Origin of the sequence: Pseudolactococcus plantarum, assembly GCF_002441715.1 — a bacterium.
GTDB classification, from domain to species: Bacteria; Bacillota; Bacilli; order Lactobacillales; family Streptococcaceae; genus Pseudolactococcus; species Pseudolactococcus plantarum.
Genome location: NZ_JXJX01000007.1, coordinates 36,601 through 54,992 on the forward strand (window position 1 = coordinate 36,601; position 18,392 = coordinate 54,992).

The following is an 18,392-nucleotide window of genomic DNA, read 5'->3' on the forward strand; positions in this document are numbered from 1 at the left end:
CCTTTGTCTGATGACAAAGGGATTTTTTTATAGCCAGATAGGGCATGCTATTCATTTGAAATCCTCTCATAAAATATTCATGAAATAGCTTTCTTTCTATGTCAAAACATGATAGAATGGGGATATTAAAATTTTTTAGAAAATTCAAACGAGGAATATGAAATGTCAAAAGAATATGTTGTTGCAGTCGTTGGTGCTACTGGAGCTGTTGGTAGTCGTATGATTACGATGCTTGAGGAATCAAGTTTACCTATTAAAAGTATAAAATTACTTGCGACGATTCGCTCTGCAGGTAAAGTTTTACAATTTAAAGGACAAGATATTACTGTTGAGGAAACAACTGAGCAGTCTTTTGATGGCGTTGATATTGCATTGTTTTCTGCCGGCGGTAGTGTATCTGCAAAATTTGCACCTTATGCTGTTAAATCAGGTGCAGTCGTTGTTGATAATACGTCTCATTTTCGTATGAATACAGATGTGCCACTTGTCGTGCCAGAAGTGAATGCACATGCGCTTGATGCACACAATGGGATCATTGCCTGTCCAAACTGTTCTACTATCCAAATGATGGTAGCACTTGAACCTGTTCGCCAAGCATTTGGCCTTAAACGTATCATCGTCTCTACTTATCAAGCAGTATCGGGTGCAGGCGCAAAAGCGATTGCTGAGACAGAACGTGAAATTCAAGAAGTTGTTAACGATAAAAAAGATCCTAAAGATGTGATTGCTGAAATCCTACCTTCAGGTGGAGATAAAAAACACTATCCGATTGCTTTTAACGCCTTACCACAGATCGATGTCTTCACTGAAAATGACTATACTTATGAAGAGATGAAGATGACTAATGAAACTAAAAAAATCATGGAAGATCCAGCTATTGCTGTATCAGCGACTTGTGTTCGTATTCCAGTTATTTTAGCTCACTCAGAATCTATCTATATTGAAACTGAAAAAGTTGCCCCTATTGCGGAAGTAAAAGCTGCGATCGCAAACTTCCCAGGTGCTGTTTTAGAAGATGACCCAAGTCAACAAGTTTATCCACAAGCGGTTAATGCAGCTGGTAAACGTGAGACTTTTGTTGGTCGTATTAGAAAAGATTTAGATGCTGAAACAGGTATTCACATGTGGGTTGTGTCAGATAACTTACTTAAAGGAGCAGCATGGAATTCAGTTCAAATCGCTGAAACACTCCATGAGCGTGGTTTAGTTCATGCAACAACAGAGTTAAAATTTGACTTGTTGTAAGCTATCCTAATATTTCAAACATAAAATGAAAATTTTATGTGAGTGACATCCTTTACAAGGATTCACTTAGTGTGGTACAATATGTTTATAAATTAGAGGTTGCAGCTATGAAGAATGATAATGAAGTGGTGGACACGTTGATATTATCAGGCGGCATAGTTGCCGAAAGAAATTTGTCACCACAGATAATTTTCTTGGGTCGTTGGGTTAAATCTCGCGAACTGTCTTTCATCGACTTGTTGGTAGATGAGAGGTGAGCTAATCAAATATAAATTTGACTAACTTGATAGCCTTTAATTGAATTGAAGGCTATTTTTGTACCCAAAACAACGCGTAGAAAGAAGAAGTTATGTCATTAGAACAGTTAAGAAATGCCGAAATTATTACAGCACTAGTTACACCATTTAAAGAAAATGGTGAAATAAATTTTGAGGCATTGCCTAAATTAATCGAACATTTGCTAGCACATCATACGCAAGGGATTGTTTTAGCTGGTACAACTGGTGAATCACCAACTTTGACACATGATGAAGAGCTAAAACTCTTCGAAGTCGTACAAGACATTGTAGCAGATCGTGTCCCTTTGATTGTTGGTGTTGGGACCAATGATACAAGAGATTCTGTTATTTTCACCAAAGAAGTCTCAGATTTTGGTGGATTCACAGCAGGTTTAGCTGTTGTGCCGTATTATAATAAGCCAAGTCAAGAAGGTCTCTACCAGCATTTTAAAGCCATCGCAGATGCTAGTGACTTACCAATCATACTTTACAACGTACCAGGTAGAACGGTAGCACAACTCAGCGTTGAAACAAGTCTACGATTAGCTCAGCATCCCAACATCATTGCAATTAAAGAGTGTACTGGCGTTGACAACTTGACCTATTTGGTTGAACAAGCACCAAAAGATTTCTTAGTATATACAGGAGAAGACGGTCTAGCTTTTCATGCTAAAGCATTGGGTGCACAAGGTGTCATTTCGGTAGCCAGTCATACACATGGTGATGACTTTAATCAAATGTTTACGGATTTGGCTAGTGGTCATCTAAAAGATGCTGCTGCTATACAGCGTCAGCTATTACCGAAAATAGATGCCTTGTTTTCACTGCCTAGTCCAGCGCCCGTGAAAGCAGTCTTAAATCATATGGGATTTGAAGTGGGAGGCTTACGCTTACCAATGGTCGCAGCTAGTGAACAGGAAGCACAAGCGATTATTGATGTAGTGGCAGCTGAACATTTGAAATAAAAGCAAAAAAATGATACACTGATAGTAAGTGTAACTGTACAAGATAAGTCGGAGCTGCATGGTTTCGACTTTTGATTTACAAAAAAAATTGACATAATGGAGAACAAGTAATTCATGACTAATATAAAATTAACAGCACTGGGTGGCGTCCGTGAATTTGGCAAAAATATGTACGTAGTTGAAGTAGACGATGTCATCTTTGTTTTAGATGCTGGATTAAAATATCCAGAAACAGAAATGTTAGGTGTTGACTTTGTTATCCCAGACATGAGCTACTTAGTAGAAAACGCGGATCGCGTCGCTGGTGTATTTTTGACACATGGTCATCCAGATGCTATCGGCGCACTACCTTATCTATTAACAGAAATGGCAGTTCCTGTTTTTGGTAGTGAATTAACGATTGCTCTTGCCAAAATTTCTGCTAAAGATGTTGAAGGTAGTAAGAAATTTGATGATTTCCATGTGGTTGATGAATCTACGGAGATCGATTTTGGCTCTGCAGTGATTTCTTTCTTCTCTACAACACATACGATTCCTGATAGTTTAGGGATTGTTGTAGGCACACCAAAAGGTAATATCGTCTATACTGGAGATTTCAAGTTAGATCCAGCAGTAGGTGAAGGCTATAAAACAAACATTTCACGTTTAGCAGAAATCGGCTCACAAGGTGTTTTGGCGCTTTTGAGTGATTCAGCAAATGTACTGACTAACCTGCAATCTGCTAGCGAATCAGAAATTTCAGATAAAATTTTTGACACGATTTCTGATTGGGATGGTCGCGTGATTATCGCCTCTGTCGCTGGTAACTTAGCTAGAATCCAACAAGTTATTGACAGTGCGATTAAACTTGGTCGTTATGTTGCCTTTACTGGTCAAGACTTAGATCAGATTGTGAAAACTGCCAGTGAACTTGGCAAACTACGGATTGATGATGATAAGATGATTATCGATCCAAAAGATATCAAGAATTATGAAGATCACGAGCTTTTGATTTTAGAGACAGGTCGTATGGGTGAACCTCTAAAAACTTTAGGTGATATGTCAGTCGGTCGTCATAAATTTGTTAAGATCAAAGATGGTGATTTAGTTTATACTGTCACAAGTCCGACGATTTCTTATGAAACTAAAATTGCTAAAACTGAAAACATTGTCTATCGTGCAGGCGGTATCATGAAGATGTTATCTAGTGATTTAAGAGTTTCAGGTCACGCCAATTCTAGAGATTTACAATTTTTATTAGACATTTTAAAACCTAAAAATCTAATGCCAATTCAAGGCGAGTATCGTGAACTACAAGCACATGGTGAGCATGCGATGGAAGTTGGGATGTTACCTGAAAATATCTTCATCGGAAAACGTGGTGAGGTTGTTAGCTTTGATGATGCAGGTAACTTTGTACCAAATGGTAGTGTATCGGCTGAAAATGTGATGATCGATGGCTCTGGTGTTGGTGATATTGGTAACATTGTCTTGAGAGATCGTAAAGTATTGAGTGAAGAAGGTATTTTCATAGCCGTTATCACGATTTCAAAACATGATAAAAAAATTATCAGTAAAACAAAAGTGCATACACGTGGCTTTGTTTATGTTAAAAACTCTCGTAACTTGATGAAAGAAGCTGCCATTAAGGTAGATGAAAAAGTTAAGACGTACTTATTAGGTGAGCACTTTGACTGGGCTGAGATTAAGTCTGAAATCCGTGATACACTCGGGAAGTTCTTGTACGATCAAACAAAACGTCGTCCAGTTGTCTTACCTGTTGTGATGGAAGTCCGTCAAAATGATTTTCGTCAAAAACGTCATTTAAAAAATAAGAAAAAAGCCTAACCATAACTAAGAACCTGAGTCTTCAGGTTTTTTTTTGATGCTTGATTATGTTGTGCTCAGCTGAAATGAGATGACGTATCATAAAAAATCTAATCAACTCGTCTCAACCTCATAGCTAGTTGTTTCTTTTTACCAATTCTGTAGTTGTGTTGCTTATGCTAATCAACTACCATGTGTATAAGTTAGTTAATTTTTTTCTGGTAAAGAAGTGCTGTTCAGCTCGTCATAAAATGTACATAGGTATTAAATTATGGTAAACTTTAATTATTATCAAGTTAGTGAGACTCGATTGATAGGACAAAGGAAGTGATGATGACAAAACGGTTTAAAAAAATACTGGGTATCAGCATTGTAGGTGCTTTAATGATAGGCGGATTAGTCTTGGCATTAGGCACCCCATTTGACCATTTTTTAACACATGATGATACCAAGGTAAGTAAAAACGATCAGATAGTTTATTTGAAAAAGCATGAGAAGGAAATGACAGAAGGCGTAATGGGTTGGAACTATAAAATAAAGTCAGTCGAATGGGAGTGGGATACTATTGAAGTTGGACAGATTGGAAATGGGACACCACAAGGTGGCGGTTGGCTGTTAACTATTGGAGGTTCATTCAACGAAATAAAAAAGTCTACCTTCACAATAGGTTTTGATTTAAAGGATGGGAATTCATACCCTAGTATAAATAATTTTTATCAAATGCAACCGTTTAGAGTAGAAGGAGATTTATATGAGTAATCTAAAAAATTTCAATAATATTTTTGCTAATTTAGCTGAGAGTACCTACAACAATCGTCCTTTTAATTTTCCAAATGAAAGTTTGAAAAAAAATCAAAAAGAAATCTTAGATTCTGGTAAATCACTATAGTTCAATTTTGTTGAAAATGCATTGAATAAATAACGAGAAAACCTGGTTACAGGTGGGATCAACCTACTAAATAATGGCACCGTTTTTCTAAAGACTGATAAAACTTTGGTTACTGATACTAACTTTGGATTGACAAATTATTGTGAGTAGGTTGATAATAAATTTGCACAATATAATAAACAGTGATATACTGTAGTTATTATCTAGTTAGTGAATACTAACTTGTGCGAATGTTGTGACCTGTTGAGGACATTTAGGACTTGGCAATACATGTGCCTTTTAGAAAATTAACGATTAATAATGATGAGTAAAATGAAAGCGCATACAAGATAACTTAACGTTTTTGATAAAGATGATAATAAAGGAAACTATCATGATAAAACAGAGAAAAAAAATACTGGTGATCAGTATTGGATTAATATGCATCATAGGAGGAATCGCGATGAAATTAGGCACCCCATTTGACCATTTTTTAACACATGATTATAGCCAGGTAAATAAAAACGATCAGATAGCTTACTTGAAAAAACATGAGAAGGAAATGACAGACTATGTGAAAGCACAAAATTCAAAAGTCACTAGTGTACAGTGGGATTGGGAGAGTGTGAAAGTTGAAACTGTACAGCCTAATGCGGGTGGTATTCCAACTGGTGATAAGTATAAAGAAATGATTATCAAAGGTGGTTTTAATAATATTAAAGAATCAAGTGTTACTTTGAACTTCGATTACGATATTGATAAGGTATTTCCGAGTATAAATGATATGATGTGGTCCAGTGATTCATTGCGTGTTGTAAAAGAAATAAATGATGTCAAAGTAGGAGTGAACTATGAGTAATTTAGAAAATTTCAATAATATCTTTGCAAATTTGGCTGAAAGTGCATATAATAGACGTCCTTTAAATTTTCCCATTTATGTAAATAGTGGAAATTCCGAGTTAATCAACTACGCTGAAAATGGAATGATCAAAAATAAAAAAGGACAAATAACTAGCATCACCACAGGCGGCACCAACCTCCCAAATGATGGCATTGTTTATCTACAACCTGATAAAACTTTACATGCTGAGAACGTTTCGACAAACATACAGATACCTAACCCTAATGGCGGATATCATCAGGAGTCATATGTGACCAGCACCTATCAAAAAGGCTTACTGACAGACGAAAAAGCAGGTTTCAATGCTTATTTTGTCACAGATACGCCTCAGTTAGGTAAAGAAACGCAAAAAACCTATCTGACTGTACGTGGGAGTGACCGTGCTAGTCTTGAGACGCTAAATGACTGGGTAGATAATGATGCAAACTTTGCACTGACAAATAGCTATATCCCTCAAGCTCGACTTGCAAACAAGGCACTGGTAGAAAAGATTAAAGATATTCAGAGATATGCGCCCAATGCGACATTAGACGTGACAGGTCATTCTCTTGGTACCATGGTTTCTGCACAAGCTGTAGCCAAGCTCTATCATGATGATCCTAATGCGTTCAAAACGATTGGCAAAGTTGTGTTATTTGATGGGGCAGATGTGACCCAAAGTTTAAAAAAAATGGGATTATCAGATAAAGAGATTAAAGTAGTAGGTGAAAAAGTGACTTACTATGTTAATCCGTTTGATATCGTCAGCATGCTTAACCGTACAGCACCTTATGATGAACAGTTTGGACAAGTTGAAGTAATTGTCCCGGTTCACTTTAGTACAACTTTTGATGCGATTAGCAGTCATGATTTTGGTGAATTTCAGATGTCTGCGACGGGTGAGTTCTTAGTGGCCAGTAAAGACTTTCATCCTGAACTGTTAACAGCCGGACATCAGTTAGCTAATCTGATTGATCAATCTATTTTAAAAATAGAAGCGGTAGGGGTTACAGGTATCTCGACTGCCACGATACTTGCAGCACTTTCAGGAGGTGTCAATGGTTTAATTGGGTTAGGCATGACAGCTGATCAAGCTAAATCAATCTATAAAGCATTCATGAAAGATTACAAGACCATCGTTTTGGAAGCGAAAAAGAAATCCAAAGCCTGGAATACCAAACATATCCCTGATTATCAACAAAGAATTCGTACTGCAAGTGGTGGTCGAAAAATAGCGTTGAGAGCAGAGCTGTTACAATCTGTTGCACAAGATGCCATGATGTGCTCAGAAACCTTTACAAACGAAGTCAAAAGAGACGTATCAGAGGCTTTAGCAGATGTTCAAAAAGAAATTATGTCAGGTGTCCGTGCAGCTCATAATGTTGCCCATTATTTAACTGCATGGGAAGTAGAATCTTTGTTAACTGAGTTTAACATAGCACAGTATTGGGATAATGGGATTGAGAATCAAACGCTTAAAGCGGCCACTACCTATCAAATAGAAATGAAAGCGTTCTCTACCACCTTGCTGAAAGTTGCGCAACATATCGCGCAGGTAGATGCACAAGGTGCAGCAGGATTTAACACACTTATGAATCAAACAAAAATAAATTGGGGGTCAAGAAAATGATGAATAGCTATCAAACAAATCCTTACTTAAATATGGCCGCATTAGATCAAGGCTTGTCAGAAGTTCAGAAAGCGCAAGAACGTCAGGCTATCCTGTGTATTTTAAATGCTAAAAAAGCTAAAATAAAGGCCCGACATGTTAAGGTAACCGCTCAACTCAAAGCACAAAAAAAAAAGATGTCAGAGTTTGCAGCTAAAACAGTTACCGCAAATTTTAAAGCAGGGCTCACAGGAAAAGCTGCACAAGCTGCTGAACAATTGCTTAGCTCAAACAAATTTGAGCCTAATTTGAAATCGCCAATTAAATAATACGTTAGAAAGGTAGGATACTATGGATAATGCGACACGTTGGAGAATTGAAGAAGCACACGATAAGGCGATGCGACAGCTCAACCAAGCACAAGAGGTATTAGCTGATTATCAAAGACAACTGACGCAAACAACTGGTCAGTTAGTTGACTATGTTTATAGCTTTTATCGAGAGCTTGATGAAGGGATTCCTTACGGACTAAGTGCTCCGTTTGAAGAAGTAGTAGCCAAATATAATTTTGAGATTAGACGTAAAAGTGATGCAATAGATGAGAAACGTATGCAAGAACAAAGAATATTTCGTCAGAAGATGGATGTTTAACAGTTCAGGTTTAAAAAATAGAAAGTAGTTTATGAAAAAGAAAGTTTACAGAAATACCGCAGCATTTAAATTATTAGCATGGGGGTCGTTTGCCTTATTTGTTGGCTTGATTCTGATTGGCTTATATACCTTAAGAGAGCCTTTAATGGTGAAAGGGTATTACCTTATGGGCACAGTTGGCGTGATTTCATCATCTTTCACCATCGCAAAAGTGACTCGAGATGATCAAGAAGATGATGAGCGATACAATGAGATGTTTAGGGGAGTAAAACCAGATGATTTAGAGACTTAACACGCTTTTTAGTCTTGCTAAATTGATCGCTCATATTAATGAGTTTGCGATCACTACGTTAACAATATGTCACGTCAACTTAAGCAAGGCTATAGTAAAATAATAAAAAATTTGATATAATGAATTTAATTGTATAGTACAAACCTTTAAATCGTCCAGAGAGACGTCAAGGCAAGTTGACTAGAGTAATTCTTTTCCTTGCTGGTGCAGGGTTTTTTTGTTAGAAATTTAGAAATATAGGAGAAAACATGTCTAAAGCAAAAGAAATTATTGATGAAGTAACGATGAAACGTGCGATCACACGGATTACTTATGAAATTATCGAGCGTAATAAAGAGTTGAACAATCTAGTGATTGTTGGGATTAAAACACGTGGTGTTTATATCGCAAAACGTATTCAAGAACGTCTTAAACAACTTGAAAATATCGACATCCCACTTGGGGAACTTGATACGAAACCATTTCGTGATGATGTCAAAACTGATGAAAATACAACAGATATTCCTGTCTCTGTGACAGATAAAGAAATTATCTTGGTTGATGATGTCCTCTACACGGGTCGTACTATTCGCGCAGCGATTGACGGAATTGTCGCAATTGGTCGTCCATCAAAAGTTAGCTTAGCAGTGCTTGTTGACCGTGGTCATAGAGAATTACCAATCCGCGCAGATTATGTTGGGAAAAACATTCCGACATCACGTAGTGAAGCAATCGTTGTCCATGTTTCAGAGATTGATGGTGCTGATAGCATTTTGATCAAGAAAGAGGCTTAGTCAATGAGCCATAATTCTGATGTAATCTATGATGTTCATGATAAGCCACCAGTTGGTATGTGGTTTGGTCTGTCTTTCCAGCATCTGTTTGCCATGTTTGGGTCGACTGTTTTGGTGCCGATTTTAGTAGGTATTGATCCCAGTATCGCACTTTTTTCAAGTGGTTTAGGGACTTTAGCGCATTTGAGTGTGACCAAATACAAGATACCAGCCTATATGGGATCTAGTTTTGCCTATATTTTAGCCATGCAAAGTTTGATGAAATCAGATGGTATCGCGGCGGTTGCACAGGGTGCCGTTGTCGGTGGACTCGTTTATCTAGTAGTAGCTTTGATTATCAAGTTTATAGGTAAAGATTGGATTGATAAAGTCTTGCCACCTATCGTCGTGGGTCCTATCGTCATGGTTATCGGACTAAGTCTTGCTGGTACTGCAGTAAATGATGCAATGAATAAAAATGGTGTGTATAATCTGACCTTCTTAATGATTGCTCTAGTGACATTATTTTCTGTTATTGCGTTCAACATGTTTGGGAAAGGGATCATTAGTTTGATTCCGATTCTACTTGGGATTATTGTTGGGTATGTGTTTAGCTTAATCGTCCAAAAAATTACTGGTACAACGATTATTAGTTTTAATGAGATTGCCAAAAGCAGTTGGTTAAGCGTTCCTCATTTTAATATGATGTTTATCGATTATCATTTTAAACTGTATCCCTCTGCTATTTTGACAATGGCACCAATCGCCTTTGTCACAATGACTGAACATTTTGGCCATATCATGGTCTTAAATTCATTGACAAAACGTGATTATTTTAAAGATCCAGGCCTTGAGCGGACATTAACAGGTGATGGGATTGCACAAATCATTGCCGGATTCTTTGGTGCACCACCAGTCACATCATACGGTGAGAACATTGGTGTGATGGCGATTACTAAAATTCATTCAGTTTATGTGATAGCAGGTGCAGCAATCTTTGCTGTCTTGATGAGTTTTATCGGTAAAGTGTCTGCTTTGATTCACTCAATCCCAACACCAGTTATTGGTGGCGTATCTATCGCACTATTTGATGTCATTGCAGCAAGTGGGCTAAAAATTCTTGTAGAAAACAAAGTTAATTTTGATGAAAAACGTAACTTATTGATTGCCAGTGTCATTTTAGTTTCTGGTATTGGCGGCTTAACGCTTAATGTTGCGGGTGTTTCTATTTCTGGAATTGCTTTTTCAACAGTACTTGGTATTTTGATGCATTTAATTTTGGGCAAAACGATTGAAAAGTAGTTGGTAATCTGTTAGAATAGAACAAATGAATAAAATCCTTTAATAACAGTCCCGTGAGGCTGTGAAGGTTGTCCAGGGAACGTTGTAGCCTTATCGTGCTGCACGCAAATGGCTACCTTTAAGGTAGCCATTTTTTTATATCATGAGTTATAAAATTAAGTTTGTAACGCGTGATGCATCTAACATGTGAAAGGGATCTAAAATTGACAATTTCACCTCAAGGTCTTGTATCTATTAAACACTTAACAAGCATGGATTTGCTAGGCAATGAAGAAGTGATGGGCCTAATCAAACGTGCACATTATTTAAAGCATCATCCGGTAAAAGCTGACTTTAAACGTCAATTTTTTGTCGCTAACCTCTTTTTTGAGAATTCAACACGGACACATAAATCTTTTGAAGTAGCTGAAAAAAAATTAGGTTTAGATGTCATTGAATTTGATGCTTCAACAAGCTCAGTGAATAAAGGAGAGACGTTATACGACACGATCTTGACGATGAGTGCTATCGGTATAGATGTCTGTGTGGTTAGACATACGGATGAGCATTATTATCAAGAATTGGTTGATAGTAAGACCATTCAAACGTCAATTATTAACGGTGGGGATGGCTCAGGACAACACCCTAGTCAGTCCTTACTTGATTTGCTAACGATTTATGAAGAATTTGGGACTTTTGAGGGTATCAAGATCATGATCGCAGGAGATATCACCCACAGTCGAGTAGCAAAATCAAATATGCAGATGTTAAAAAGACTGGGAGCAGAAATTTTCTTTACAGGCCCGGAAAGTTGGTATGATAGCTCGTTTGATATTTATGGGCGATATACACAATTAGATGATGTCATAGAAGAGTTAGACGTTGCCATGCTCCTTCGGGTACAACATGAGAGACACGACTCAGGTACTAGTTTTTCAAAAACCGATTACCATACGCAATACGGCTTAACAAGTGAACGCTATGATCGGTTAAAGCCAACGGCAATCATCATGCATCCTGCGCCAGTTAACCGAGGTGTAGAGATTGCTAGTCATTTAGTTGAAGCACCAAAATCACGCATCGTAGCGCAAATGACGAACGGTGTGTTCATGAGAATGGCTATTTTAGAAGCAATTTTAAATGGTAAAGCCTAATCAGGAGCTAAGGTCAGTTGATAAAAACTGATTTAAAGTCTTCGCAATATCACGCTACTTACGATACGGATAAATACGTTATAAGTTGAGAAAATAGCCTAGCAATCGCAAGCAAACGTTCATAATGAAAGAGGATAACATGAAGCGACTTTTAATTTTAGAAGATGGAACAATTTTTGAAGGGACTGCCTTTGGTGCAGATATAGATGTGACTGGTGAGGTTGTGTTTAGTACCGGTATGACAGGCTACCAAGAATCTATTACAGATCAGTCCTATAATGGTCAGATTTTAACATTTACGTATCCTTTAGTTGGTAACTACGGTATTAACCGTGACGACTATGAGTCAATCGTCCCAACATGTAAAGGTGTCATTGTTCGTGAACATGCACGTTTGGCTAGTAATTGGCGTAATCAGTTATCACTTGATGAGTTCTTACAGCGTAAAAACATCCCTGGTATTTCAGGCATCGATACACGCGCATTGACACGTATTATCCGCAAACATGGTACGATGAAAGCGACACTTGTTAATCCAGGTGATGAGCTTAAACATATCAAAGATCAGCTTAGAGCAACTGTTTTACCAACAAATCAAGTTGCACAAGTGTCAACTAAAACAGCCTACCCAAGTCCAGGAACAGGTAGAAGTATTGTCGTTGTAGACTTTGGCTTAAAACACTCTATCTTGCGCGAATTATCAAAACGGGAGTGTAACCTAACGATTGTGCCTCATACGATAACAGCTGAGGAGATCATTGATATGAACCCAGATGGTGTGATGCTAACAAATGGTCCCGGAAATCCTACTGATGTGCCTCAAGCACTAGATATGATTCGTGGGATTCAAGATAAATTCCCAATCTTTGGTATTTGTCTTGGTCATCAACTCTTTGCGATGGCAAATGGTGCGACAACTAGCAAAATGAAATTTGGTCACCGTGGGTTCAATCATGCAGTTCGTGAAATCGCGACTGGGCGTGTTGACTTCACATCACAAAACCATGGTTTTGCGGTCGATAGTGATTCAATTGATAAAACTGACTTGATGGTGACACATATCGAGATTAATGATTTATCAGTTGAAGGTGTTCGCCATAAATATTTACCAGCGTTTTCTGTTCAATTTCATCCAGATGCTGCACCAGGACCACATGATGCAGATTATCTTTTTGATGAATTTATGGAAATGATCGATGCAAACAAAAACGAAAAGGGAGACTTTTAATGCCAAAACGTAACGATATTAAAAAAATCATGGTTATCGGTTCAGGACCAATCATCATCGGTCAAGCAGCTGAATTTGACTACGCTGGTACACAAGCTTGTCTTGCATTAAAAGAAGAAGGCTATAGTGTTGTTTTAGTGAATTCAAATCCTGCAACAATTATGACTGATAAAGAAATTGCGGATAAGGTTTATATTGAACCGATTACGATTGAATTTGTGACTCGTATTTTGCGTAAAGAGCGTCCTGATGCGATTTTGCCGACACTTGGTGGTCAGACAGGGTTAAATATGGCCATGTCTTTATCTAAAACAGGTATCTTAGAAGAGCTAAATATCGAGTTACTTGGGACAAAACTTTCAGCGATCGACCAAGCTGAGGATAGAGATTTATTTAAACAATTGATGGAAGAATTGGATCAACCGATTCCAGAATCTGAGATTGTCAATACTGTTGAGCAGGCTGTTACGTTTGCTAACTCGATTGGTTATCCAATTATTGTAAGACCTGCCTTTACCTTAGGTGGTACAGGTGGTGGGATGTGTGATAACGAAGAGGAACTACGAGAAATCGCAGAAAACGGTCTTAAATTATCACCTGTTACACAGTGTTTGATCGAGCGCTCTATCGCTGGATTTAAAGAAATCGAGTATGAAGTTATGCGTGATGCAGCAGACAACGCAATCGTTGTTTGTAATATGGAAAACTTTGATCCAGTTGGGATTCATACTGGAGACTCTATCGTTTTTGCACCGAGTCAGACCTTAAGTGATATTGAGTATCAAATGCTTCGTGATGCGTCGTTAAAAATCATCCGTGCTTTAAAAATTGAGGGGGGATGTAACGTTCAGCTTGCCCTTGATCCTAACAGTTTCAACTATTACGTGATTGAGGTAAATCCTCGTGTATCACGCTCATCTGCGCTTGCCTCTAAAGCAACTGGGTATCCTATTGCGAAATTAGCTGCAAAAATCGCCGTTGGTTTGACGCTTGATGAGATGATCAACCCGGTTACAGGAACAACATATGCGATGTTTGAACCTGCTCTTGACTATGTGGTATCTAAAATTCCACGTTTCCCATTTGACAAATTTGAATCTGGTGAACGTCGTCTTGGTACTCAAATGAAGGCGACGGGTGAGGTTATGGCGATTGGTCGTACGATTGAAGAGTCATTCTTAAAAGCCGTTCGTTCTCTAGAAGTTGGTGTGTATCATAACGAAATGCCTGAGTTGGCACAAGTCAGTGATGATGCTTTGGTCGAAAAAATCGTGAAAGCACAAGATGACCGTCTGTTTTATCTATCAGAAGCGATTCGTCGTGGTTACACAATAGAAGAACTACACAGCTTAACAAAAATTGATTTATTCTTCTTAGATAAGTTACAACATATTTTTGAGATCGAAAAAGAATTGGCTGTTAACGTCTTTAACCCAGAGATCTTAAAAGAAGCAAAGCGTAATGGCTTTTCCGATCGTAAAATTGCTGATTTGTGGCAAACTGATGCGGCAGAAGTCCGCAAACGTCGTCTAGATAATCAAATTACACCAATCTTCAAGATGGTGGACACATGTGCAGCAGAATTTGAATCTGCAACACCTTATTTTTACAGTAGTTATGAATTCGAAAATGAGTCAATCCGTTCAGAAAAAGAATCTGTATTGGTACTTGGTTCAGGACCTATCCGTATCGGACAAGGGGTTGAGTTTGATTACGCGACAGTTCACTCAGTAAAAGCGATTCAAGCTGCTGGATATGAAGCCATCATCATGAATTCTAATCCAGAAACGGTGTCTACTGATTTCTCTGTATCAGATAAACTTTATTTTGAGCCATTAACTTTTGAAGATGTGATGAATGTCATTGATTTAGAGCAACCAAAAGGTGTTATTGTTCAATTTGGTGGTCAAACAGCGATTAACCTAGCTGAACCCTTATCAAAAGCTGGCGTGAAGATTTTAGGAACACAAGTAGATGCACTCGATCGTGCTGAAGATAGAAAGCTTTTTGAGGCAGCACTTCAAGAACTAGACATCCCACAACCAGTTGGTGCAACAGCAACTAATGAAGAAGAGGCTGTAGCCAATGCAACAGCTATCGGTTATCCAGTACTCGTTCGCCCATCCTACGTATTAGGTGGTCGTGCTATGGAAATCGTTGATAACGAAGCCGATTTAAGAAATTATATGCAAACTGCTGTTAAAGCAAGTCCAGATCATCCGGTATTAGTTGACTCATATCTGTTAGGTAGAGAATGTGAAGTTGATGCCATTTGTGATGGTGAAAATGTTTTAATTCCAGGTATCATGGAACATATCGAGCGTGCTGGTGTTCACTCAGGTGACTCTATGGCAGTTTATCCACCACAGAATTTATCTGAGGACTTAAAAGCAACGATTGCAGATTATACGAAGCGCTTGGCACTTGGCTTAAACTGTATTGGGATGATGAATGTACAGTTTGTTATTTTTGATGAAACAGTCTATGTGATCGAGGTCAATCCACGTGCGTCTAGAACAGTTCCATTCTTATCTAAAGTGACTGGTATCCCAATGGCACAGGTGGCAACTAAACTTATCTTAGGTAAGACTTTACCTGAATTAGGCTATACTGAACTACTTCATCCAGAAGATGATCAAGTACACGTTAAAGCGCCAGTATTTAGTTTTACTAAGTTACAAAAAGTAGATGCTTATCTATCGCCTGAAATGAAATCAACAGGTGAGGTTATGGGATCAGATGAAACGCTTGAAAAAGCACTTTATAAAGCATTCGAAGCGTCTTATCTACATTTACCAACATTTGGTAATGTACTCTTTACTGTTGCAGATGATGCAAAATCAGAAGCACTAGCCTTAGCGAAACGTTTCTATGATATAGGCTATGGGATTTATGCAACAAATGGAACTGCTAAATACTTCTCACAAAACGGTGTTTATGCCCAAAGCATAGCCAAAATTGGAGAGCCTTCAGAAGATCAAGAAAATATCGTTGATAGCATCAGAGCTGGTCGTATTCAAGCAGTTGTTAATACGATGGGACAAGATCGCAATACACATAATACTGATGGCATGTTAATACGTCGTGAATCTATCGAACAAGGTGTGCCACTATTTACCTCGCTAGATACAATCGGAGCAATGTTAAAAGTTTTGGAAAGTCGTTCATTTGTAACTAAAGCGATTTAAAATTACCATTTATTAAAAAATGAAAAAATATGTACATGCTACATATTTTTTTTATTGTCAAATGACTTTTACTTGTCGTGATGAAATAAGTAAAAGTCGTTTGACTTATTTCTAAATTTGAATCAAATAGGCAGTAAAGTCTTATTTTAAAAGGATTTATGGTATACTAATGATAGTCAAAATTAGGAATGAGATATAAAGATTTATGAAGAACTGGCAAAAATTAACAGCGACAATTGTCATAGCTATTATGGCATTATTATTAGAATTTGGATTTCACAACCCATTTTTAACTCAATTATTAGTGACAGTTGCAGGAGCGATACTGGCCTTATCGATGTTTATCGAGATGGTTAAAACACTGAGAAGTGGTAAATATGGGGTCGATTTATTGGCGATTATCGCCATTATTTCAACATTGATCATCGGACACTACTGGGCAAGTTTGATCATTATTTTAATGCTTGTTGGAGGTGAAAGTTTAGAAGATTATGCGGCAAATAGAGCCAGTCGAGAATTACATAAACTGCTAGAAAATTCACCTACCATCGCACATAAACAAGTCAATGATGAGTATGAAGATACACCGATAGAGGAGATGGTTGTTGGAGACATCGTCTTGGTAAAACCGAGTGAGCTGGTGCCGATAGATGGTGAGATTTTAGAGGGCAATAGCTGGTTTGATGAATCTTCTTTAACAGGAGAATCACAGCCAGTAACAAAAGAAAAAGGAGATGCCGTTTTATCTGGGAGTATCAACGGGGAAACAGCTGTACTGGTCAAAGTAACAAAAAAAGCCTCAGATAGCCAATATCAAAAAATTATCCAACTCGTAAAAGAAAGTGAAGCGACACCAGCAGAGTTTGTTAGACTGGCAGATCGCTATGCAGTACCTTTTACGATCATAGCCTTAGTCATCGCAAGTGGTGCCTGGATAGTCTCTAAAGATATGACCCGTTTTGCTGAAGTGTTAGTGGTTGCAAGTCCATGTCCGCTGATCCTTGCAGCACCAATCGCTTTTGTAGGGGGGATGAGCAGGAGTTCTAGACATGGCTTATTAGTCAAAAATGGCACAACCATTGAAAAATTATCACTGGCTAAAACAGTTGCTTTTGATAAAACAGGTACACTTACAACAGGCGTTTTACAAGTCAAGCGTATACAACCTGAAACGATGACACGCTCAGAAGATGAGTTGCTACAAATTGCTTATTCTTTAGAGATAGGGAGTAATCATATTTTAGCTAAATCTTTAGTTGCGTTAGGTGAAAGTAAGCATATCCCACGATTAGCTGTTTCTGAGTTAACAGAGGAAACAGGGCTAGGCTTAAAAGGGATAATTAACGGTAAAACGTATAGAATTGGCCGAGCAACTTTTGCCAATGCTAAAGCTGAGAACATGACTGGTACAGCTGTTAGTATTAGTGAAGATGATGTATTTATCGGTAACATTTTATTTGAAGATAAAGTTCGGGAAGAATCTAAAGCGGTGATTGAGTCGCTAAATAGACTAGATATCTCACATATCATGATGTTAACTGGTGATAATATCACAACAGCCAAAACTGTAGGACAAGCTCTCGGCCTAACTGAAATTCATGCAGAGCTCATGCCGAGTGAAAAAATTGGTATTTTAAACAACTTACCAGAAACCAGCAGACCAATGGTTATGGTGGGTGATGGGATTAATGATGCACCTGCCTTAGCATTATCTGATGTTGGTATTGCACTTGGTGCAAGTGGCTCGACAGTTGCAAGTGAGAGTGCAGACGTTGTTGTCTTAAGAAATAATTTAGCCTTAGTACCAGAAAGTATTAAGATTTCTCGTCAAACGATGAAAGTAGCTAAAGAAGCCGTCTTGATTGGTATCTTTATTTGTATTGTGTTAATGATTATCGCATCAACAGGTGTACTCCCAACTATTTTTGGGGCATTGTTACAAGAGGTTATCGATACGGTATCAATTCTTTACGCTTTGAAAGCACTAAAAGATAAAGCTTAAGTCTCGTTGATTCAGGTTTAAAGTAGGTGAGAACACTGAGATGACTTGTTATTGGTCTCCAAATATGTTATACTGTTTTAAAGTCCTTTAAGTCATGCCGAGAGCATGACAAGGTTGCAGAGCAAGATAAAAGCGAACCGTAGGATTTTTCTACGGTTTTTTTATTTTTTAATGAGCTGATACAGACTGCTAT

16 protein-coding genes and 1 riboswitch are annotated in these 18,392 nt (G+C 37.9%); all 16 genes read left to right on the forward strand.

Annotation, left to right across the window (positions count from 1 at the left end):
• Window positions 1–162: 162 nt before the first annotated feature.
• On the forward strand, window positions 163–1,245 hold the full coding sequence (locus RU87_RS05430; RefSeq protein ID WP_068162112.1) for an aspartate-semialdehyde dehydrogenase: 1,083 nt from the start codon (window positions 163–165) through the stop codon (window positions 1,243–1,245).
• Between the two features lie 85 nt (window positions 1,246–1,330).
• Window positions 1,331–1,514, forward strand: a riboswitch (Lysine riboswitch).
• Between the two features lie 80 nt (window positions 1,515–1,594).
• Window positions 1,595–2,488: a 4-hydroxy-tetrahydrodipicolinate synthase gene (gene dapA / locus RU87_RS05440; RefSeq protein WP_068162118.1), complete on the forward strand. Its 894-nt coding sequence runs from the start codon at window positions 1,595–1,597 to the stop codon at window positions 2,486–2,488.
• Between the two features lie 114 nt (window positions 2,489–2,602).
• Complete coding sequence (locus RU87_RS05445) at window positions 2,603–4,315, forward strand: ribonuclease J (RefSeq protein WP_068162122.1); 1,713 nt, start codon at window positions 2,603–2,605, stop codon at window positions 4,313–4,315.
• Window positions 4,316–4,627: 312 nt separating this feature from the next.
• Complete coding sequence (locus tag RU87_RS05450; protein ID WP_231860435.1) at window positions 4,628–5,053, forward strand: hypothetical protein; 426 nt, start codon at window positions 4,628–4,630, stop codon at window positions 5,051–5,053.
• Window positions 5,046–5,183, forward strand: a complete 138-nt coding sequence (locus RU87_RS09640; RefSeq protein ID WP_156470815.1) for a hypothetical protein — start codon at window positions 5,046–5,048, stop codon at window positions 5,181–5,183. Before RU87_RS05450 ends, RU87_RS09640 begins: the two co-directional genes overlap by 8 nt.
• Window positions 5,184–5,625: 442 nt before the next feature.
• Window positions 5,626–6,021, forward strand: coding sequence for a hypothetical protein (locus RU87_RS05455; protein WP_231860436.1), 396 nt, complete (start codon window positions 5,626–5,628; stop codon window positions 6,019–6,021).
• Window positions 6,014–7,672, forward strand: coding sequence for an alpha/beta hydrolase family protein (locus tag RU87_RS05460; RefSeq protein WP_068162127.1), 1,659 nt, complete (start codon window positions 6,014–6,016; stop codon window positions 7,670–7,672). Before RU87_RS05455 ends, RU87_RS05460 begins: the two co-directional genes overlap by 8 nt.
• Window positions 7,669–7,980 (forward strand): hypothetical protein, encoded by a 312-nt coding sequence (locus RU87_RS05465; protein ID WP_068162130.1) that lies wholly within the window; start codon window positions 7,669–7,671, stop codon window positions 7,978–7,980. The genes RU87_RS05460 and RU87_RS05465 overlap by 4 nt, the downstream gene beginning before the upstream one ends.
• A 22-nt stretch (window positions 7,981–8,002) precedes the next feature.
• Complete coding sequence (locus RU87_RS05470; RefSeq protein ID WP_068162133.1) at window positions 8,003–8,302, forward strand: hypothetical protein; 300 nt, start codon at window positions 8,003–8,005, stop codon at window positions 8,300–8,302.
• A 31-nt stretch (window positions 8,303–8,333) separates the two neighbouring features.
• Window positions 8,334–8,594, forward strand: a complete 261-nt coding sequence (locus RU87_RS05475; RefSeq protein WP_068162136.1) for a YiaA/YiaB family inner membrane protein — start codon at window positions 8,334–8,336, stop codon at window positions 8,592–8,594.
• 248 nt (window positions 8,595–8,842) lie between these two features.
• Entirely contained in the window at window positions 8,843–9,367 is a 525-nt protein-coding gene (gene pyrR, locus RU87_RS05480; RefSeq protein WP_068162138.1) for a bifunctional pyr operon transcriptional regulator/uracil phosphoribosyltransferase PyrR, read from the forward strand.
• Between the two features lie 3 nt (window positions 9,368–9,370).
• Complete coding sequence (locus tag RU87_RS05485) at window positions 9,371–10,648, forward strand: uracil-xanthine permease family protein (protein ID WP_096835824.1); 1,278 nt, start codon at window positions 9,371–9,373, stop codon at window positions 10,646–10,648.
• 173 nt (window positions 10,649–10,821) lie between these two features.
• Window positions 10,822–11,781 (forward strand): aspartate carbamoyltransferase catalytic subunit, encoded by a 960-nt coding sequence (locus tag RU87_RS05490; RefSeq protein ID WP_068162145.1) that lies wholly within the window; start codon window positions 10,822–10,824, stop codon window positions 11,779–11,781.
• A gap of 139 nt (window positions 11,782–11,920) precedes the next feature.
• On the forward strand, window positions 11,921–13,009 hold the full coding sequence (locus RU87_RS05495; protein ID WP_068162147.1) for a carbamoyl phosphate synthase small subunit: 1,089 nt from the start codon (window positions 11,921–11,923) through the stop codon (window positions 13,007–13,009).
• Window positions 13,009–16,197: a carbamoyl-phosphate synthase large subunit gene (gene carB / locus RU87_RS05500; RefSeq protein ID WP_068162150.1), complete on the forward strand. Its 3,189-nt coding sequence runs from the start codon at window positions 13,009–13,011 to the stop codon at window positions 16,195–16,197. The genes RU87_RS05495 and carB overlap by 1 nt, the downstream gene beginning before the upstream one ends.
• A gap of 205 nt (window positions 16,198–16,402) precedes the next feature.
• Window positions 16,403–18,199 carry a heavy metal translocating P-type ATPase gene (locus tag RU87_RS05505; protein WP_068162153.1) on the forward strand — a complete coding sequence of 599 codons (1,797 nt, stop codon included), beginning with the start codon at window positions 16,403–16,405 and terminating at the stop codon, window positions 18,197–18,199.
• Window positions 18,200–18,392: the final 193 nt, after the last annotated feature.

Bases quoted from the DNA above. Each gene is read 5' to 3' on its own strand.
- RU87_RS05475 (WP_068162136.1), top strand. From the start codon at position 8,334: ATGAAAAAGAAAGTTTACAGAAATACCGCAGCATTTAAATTATTAGCA.
- RU87_RS05485 (WP_096835824.1), top strand. From the start codon at position 9,371: ATGAGCCATAATTCTGATGTAATCTATGATGTTCATGATAAGCCACCA.
- RU87_RS05430 (WP_068162112.1), top strand. From the start codon at position 163: ATGTCAAAAGAATATGTTGTTGCAGTCGTTGGTGCTACTGGAGCTGTT.
- dapA (WP_068162118.1), top strand. From the start codon at position 1,595: ATGTCATTAGAACAGTTAAGAAATGCCGAAATTATTACAGCACTAGTT.
- RU87_RS05505 (WP_068162153.1), top strand. From the start codon at position 16,403: ATGAAGAACTGGCAAAAATTAACAGCGACAATTGTCATAGCTATTATG.
- RU87_RS05490 (WP_068162145.1), top strand. From the start codon at position 10,822: ATGCATCTAACATGTGAAAGGGATCTAAAATTGACAATTTCACCTCAA.
- RU87_RS05465 (WP_068162130.1), top strand. From the start codon at position 7,669: ATGATGAATAGCTATCAAACAAATCCTTACTTAAATATGGCCGCATTA.
- carB (WP_068162150.1), top strand. From the start codon at position 13,009: ATGCCAAAACGTAACGATATTAAAAAAATCATGGTTATCGGTTCAGGA.
- RU87_RS05470 (WP_068162133.1), top strand. From the start codon at position 8,003: ATGGATAATGCGACACGTTGGAGAATTGAAGAAGCACACGATAAGGCG.
- RU87_RS09640 (WP_156470815.1), top strand. From the start codon at position 5,046: ATGAGTAATCTAAAAAATTTCAATAATATTTTTGCTAATTTAGCTGAG.
- RU87_RS05445 (WP_068162122.1), top strand. From the start codon at position 2,603: ATGACTAATATAAAATTAACAGCACTGGGTGGCGTCCGTGAATTTGGC.
- RU87_RS05495 (WP_068162147.1), top strand. From the start codon at position 11,921: ATGAAGCGACTTTTAATTTTAGAAGATGGAACAATTTTTGAAGGGACT.
- RU87_RS05455 (WP_231860436.1), top strand. From the start codon at position 5,626: ATGAAATTAGGCACCCCATTTGACCATTTTTTAACACATGATTATAGC.
- RU87_RS05460 (WP_068162127.1), top strand. From the start codon at position 6,014: ATGAGTAATTTAGAAAATTTCAATAATATCTTTGCAAATTTGGCTGAA.
- pyrR (WP_068162138.1), top strand. From the start codon at position 8,843: ATGTCTAAAGCAAAAGAAATTATTGATGAAGTAACGATGAAACGTGCG.
- RU87_RS05450 (WP_231860435.1), top strand. From the start codon at position 4,628: ATGACAAAACGGTTTAAAAAAATACTGGGTATCAGCATTGTAGGTGCT.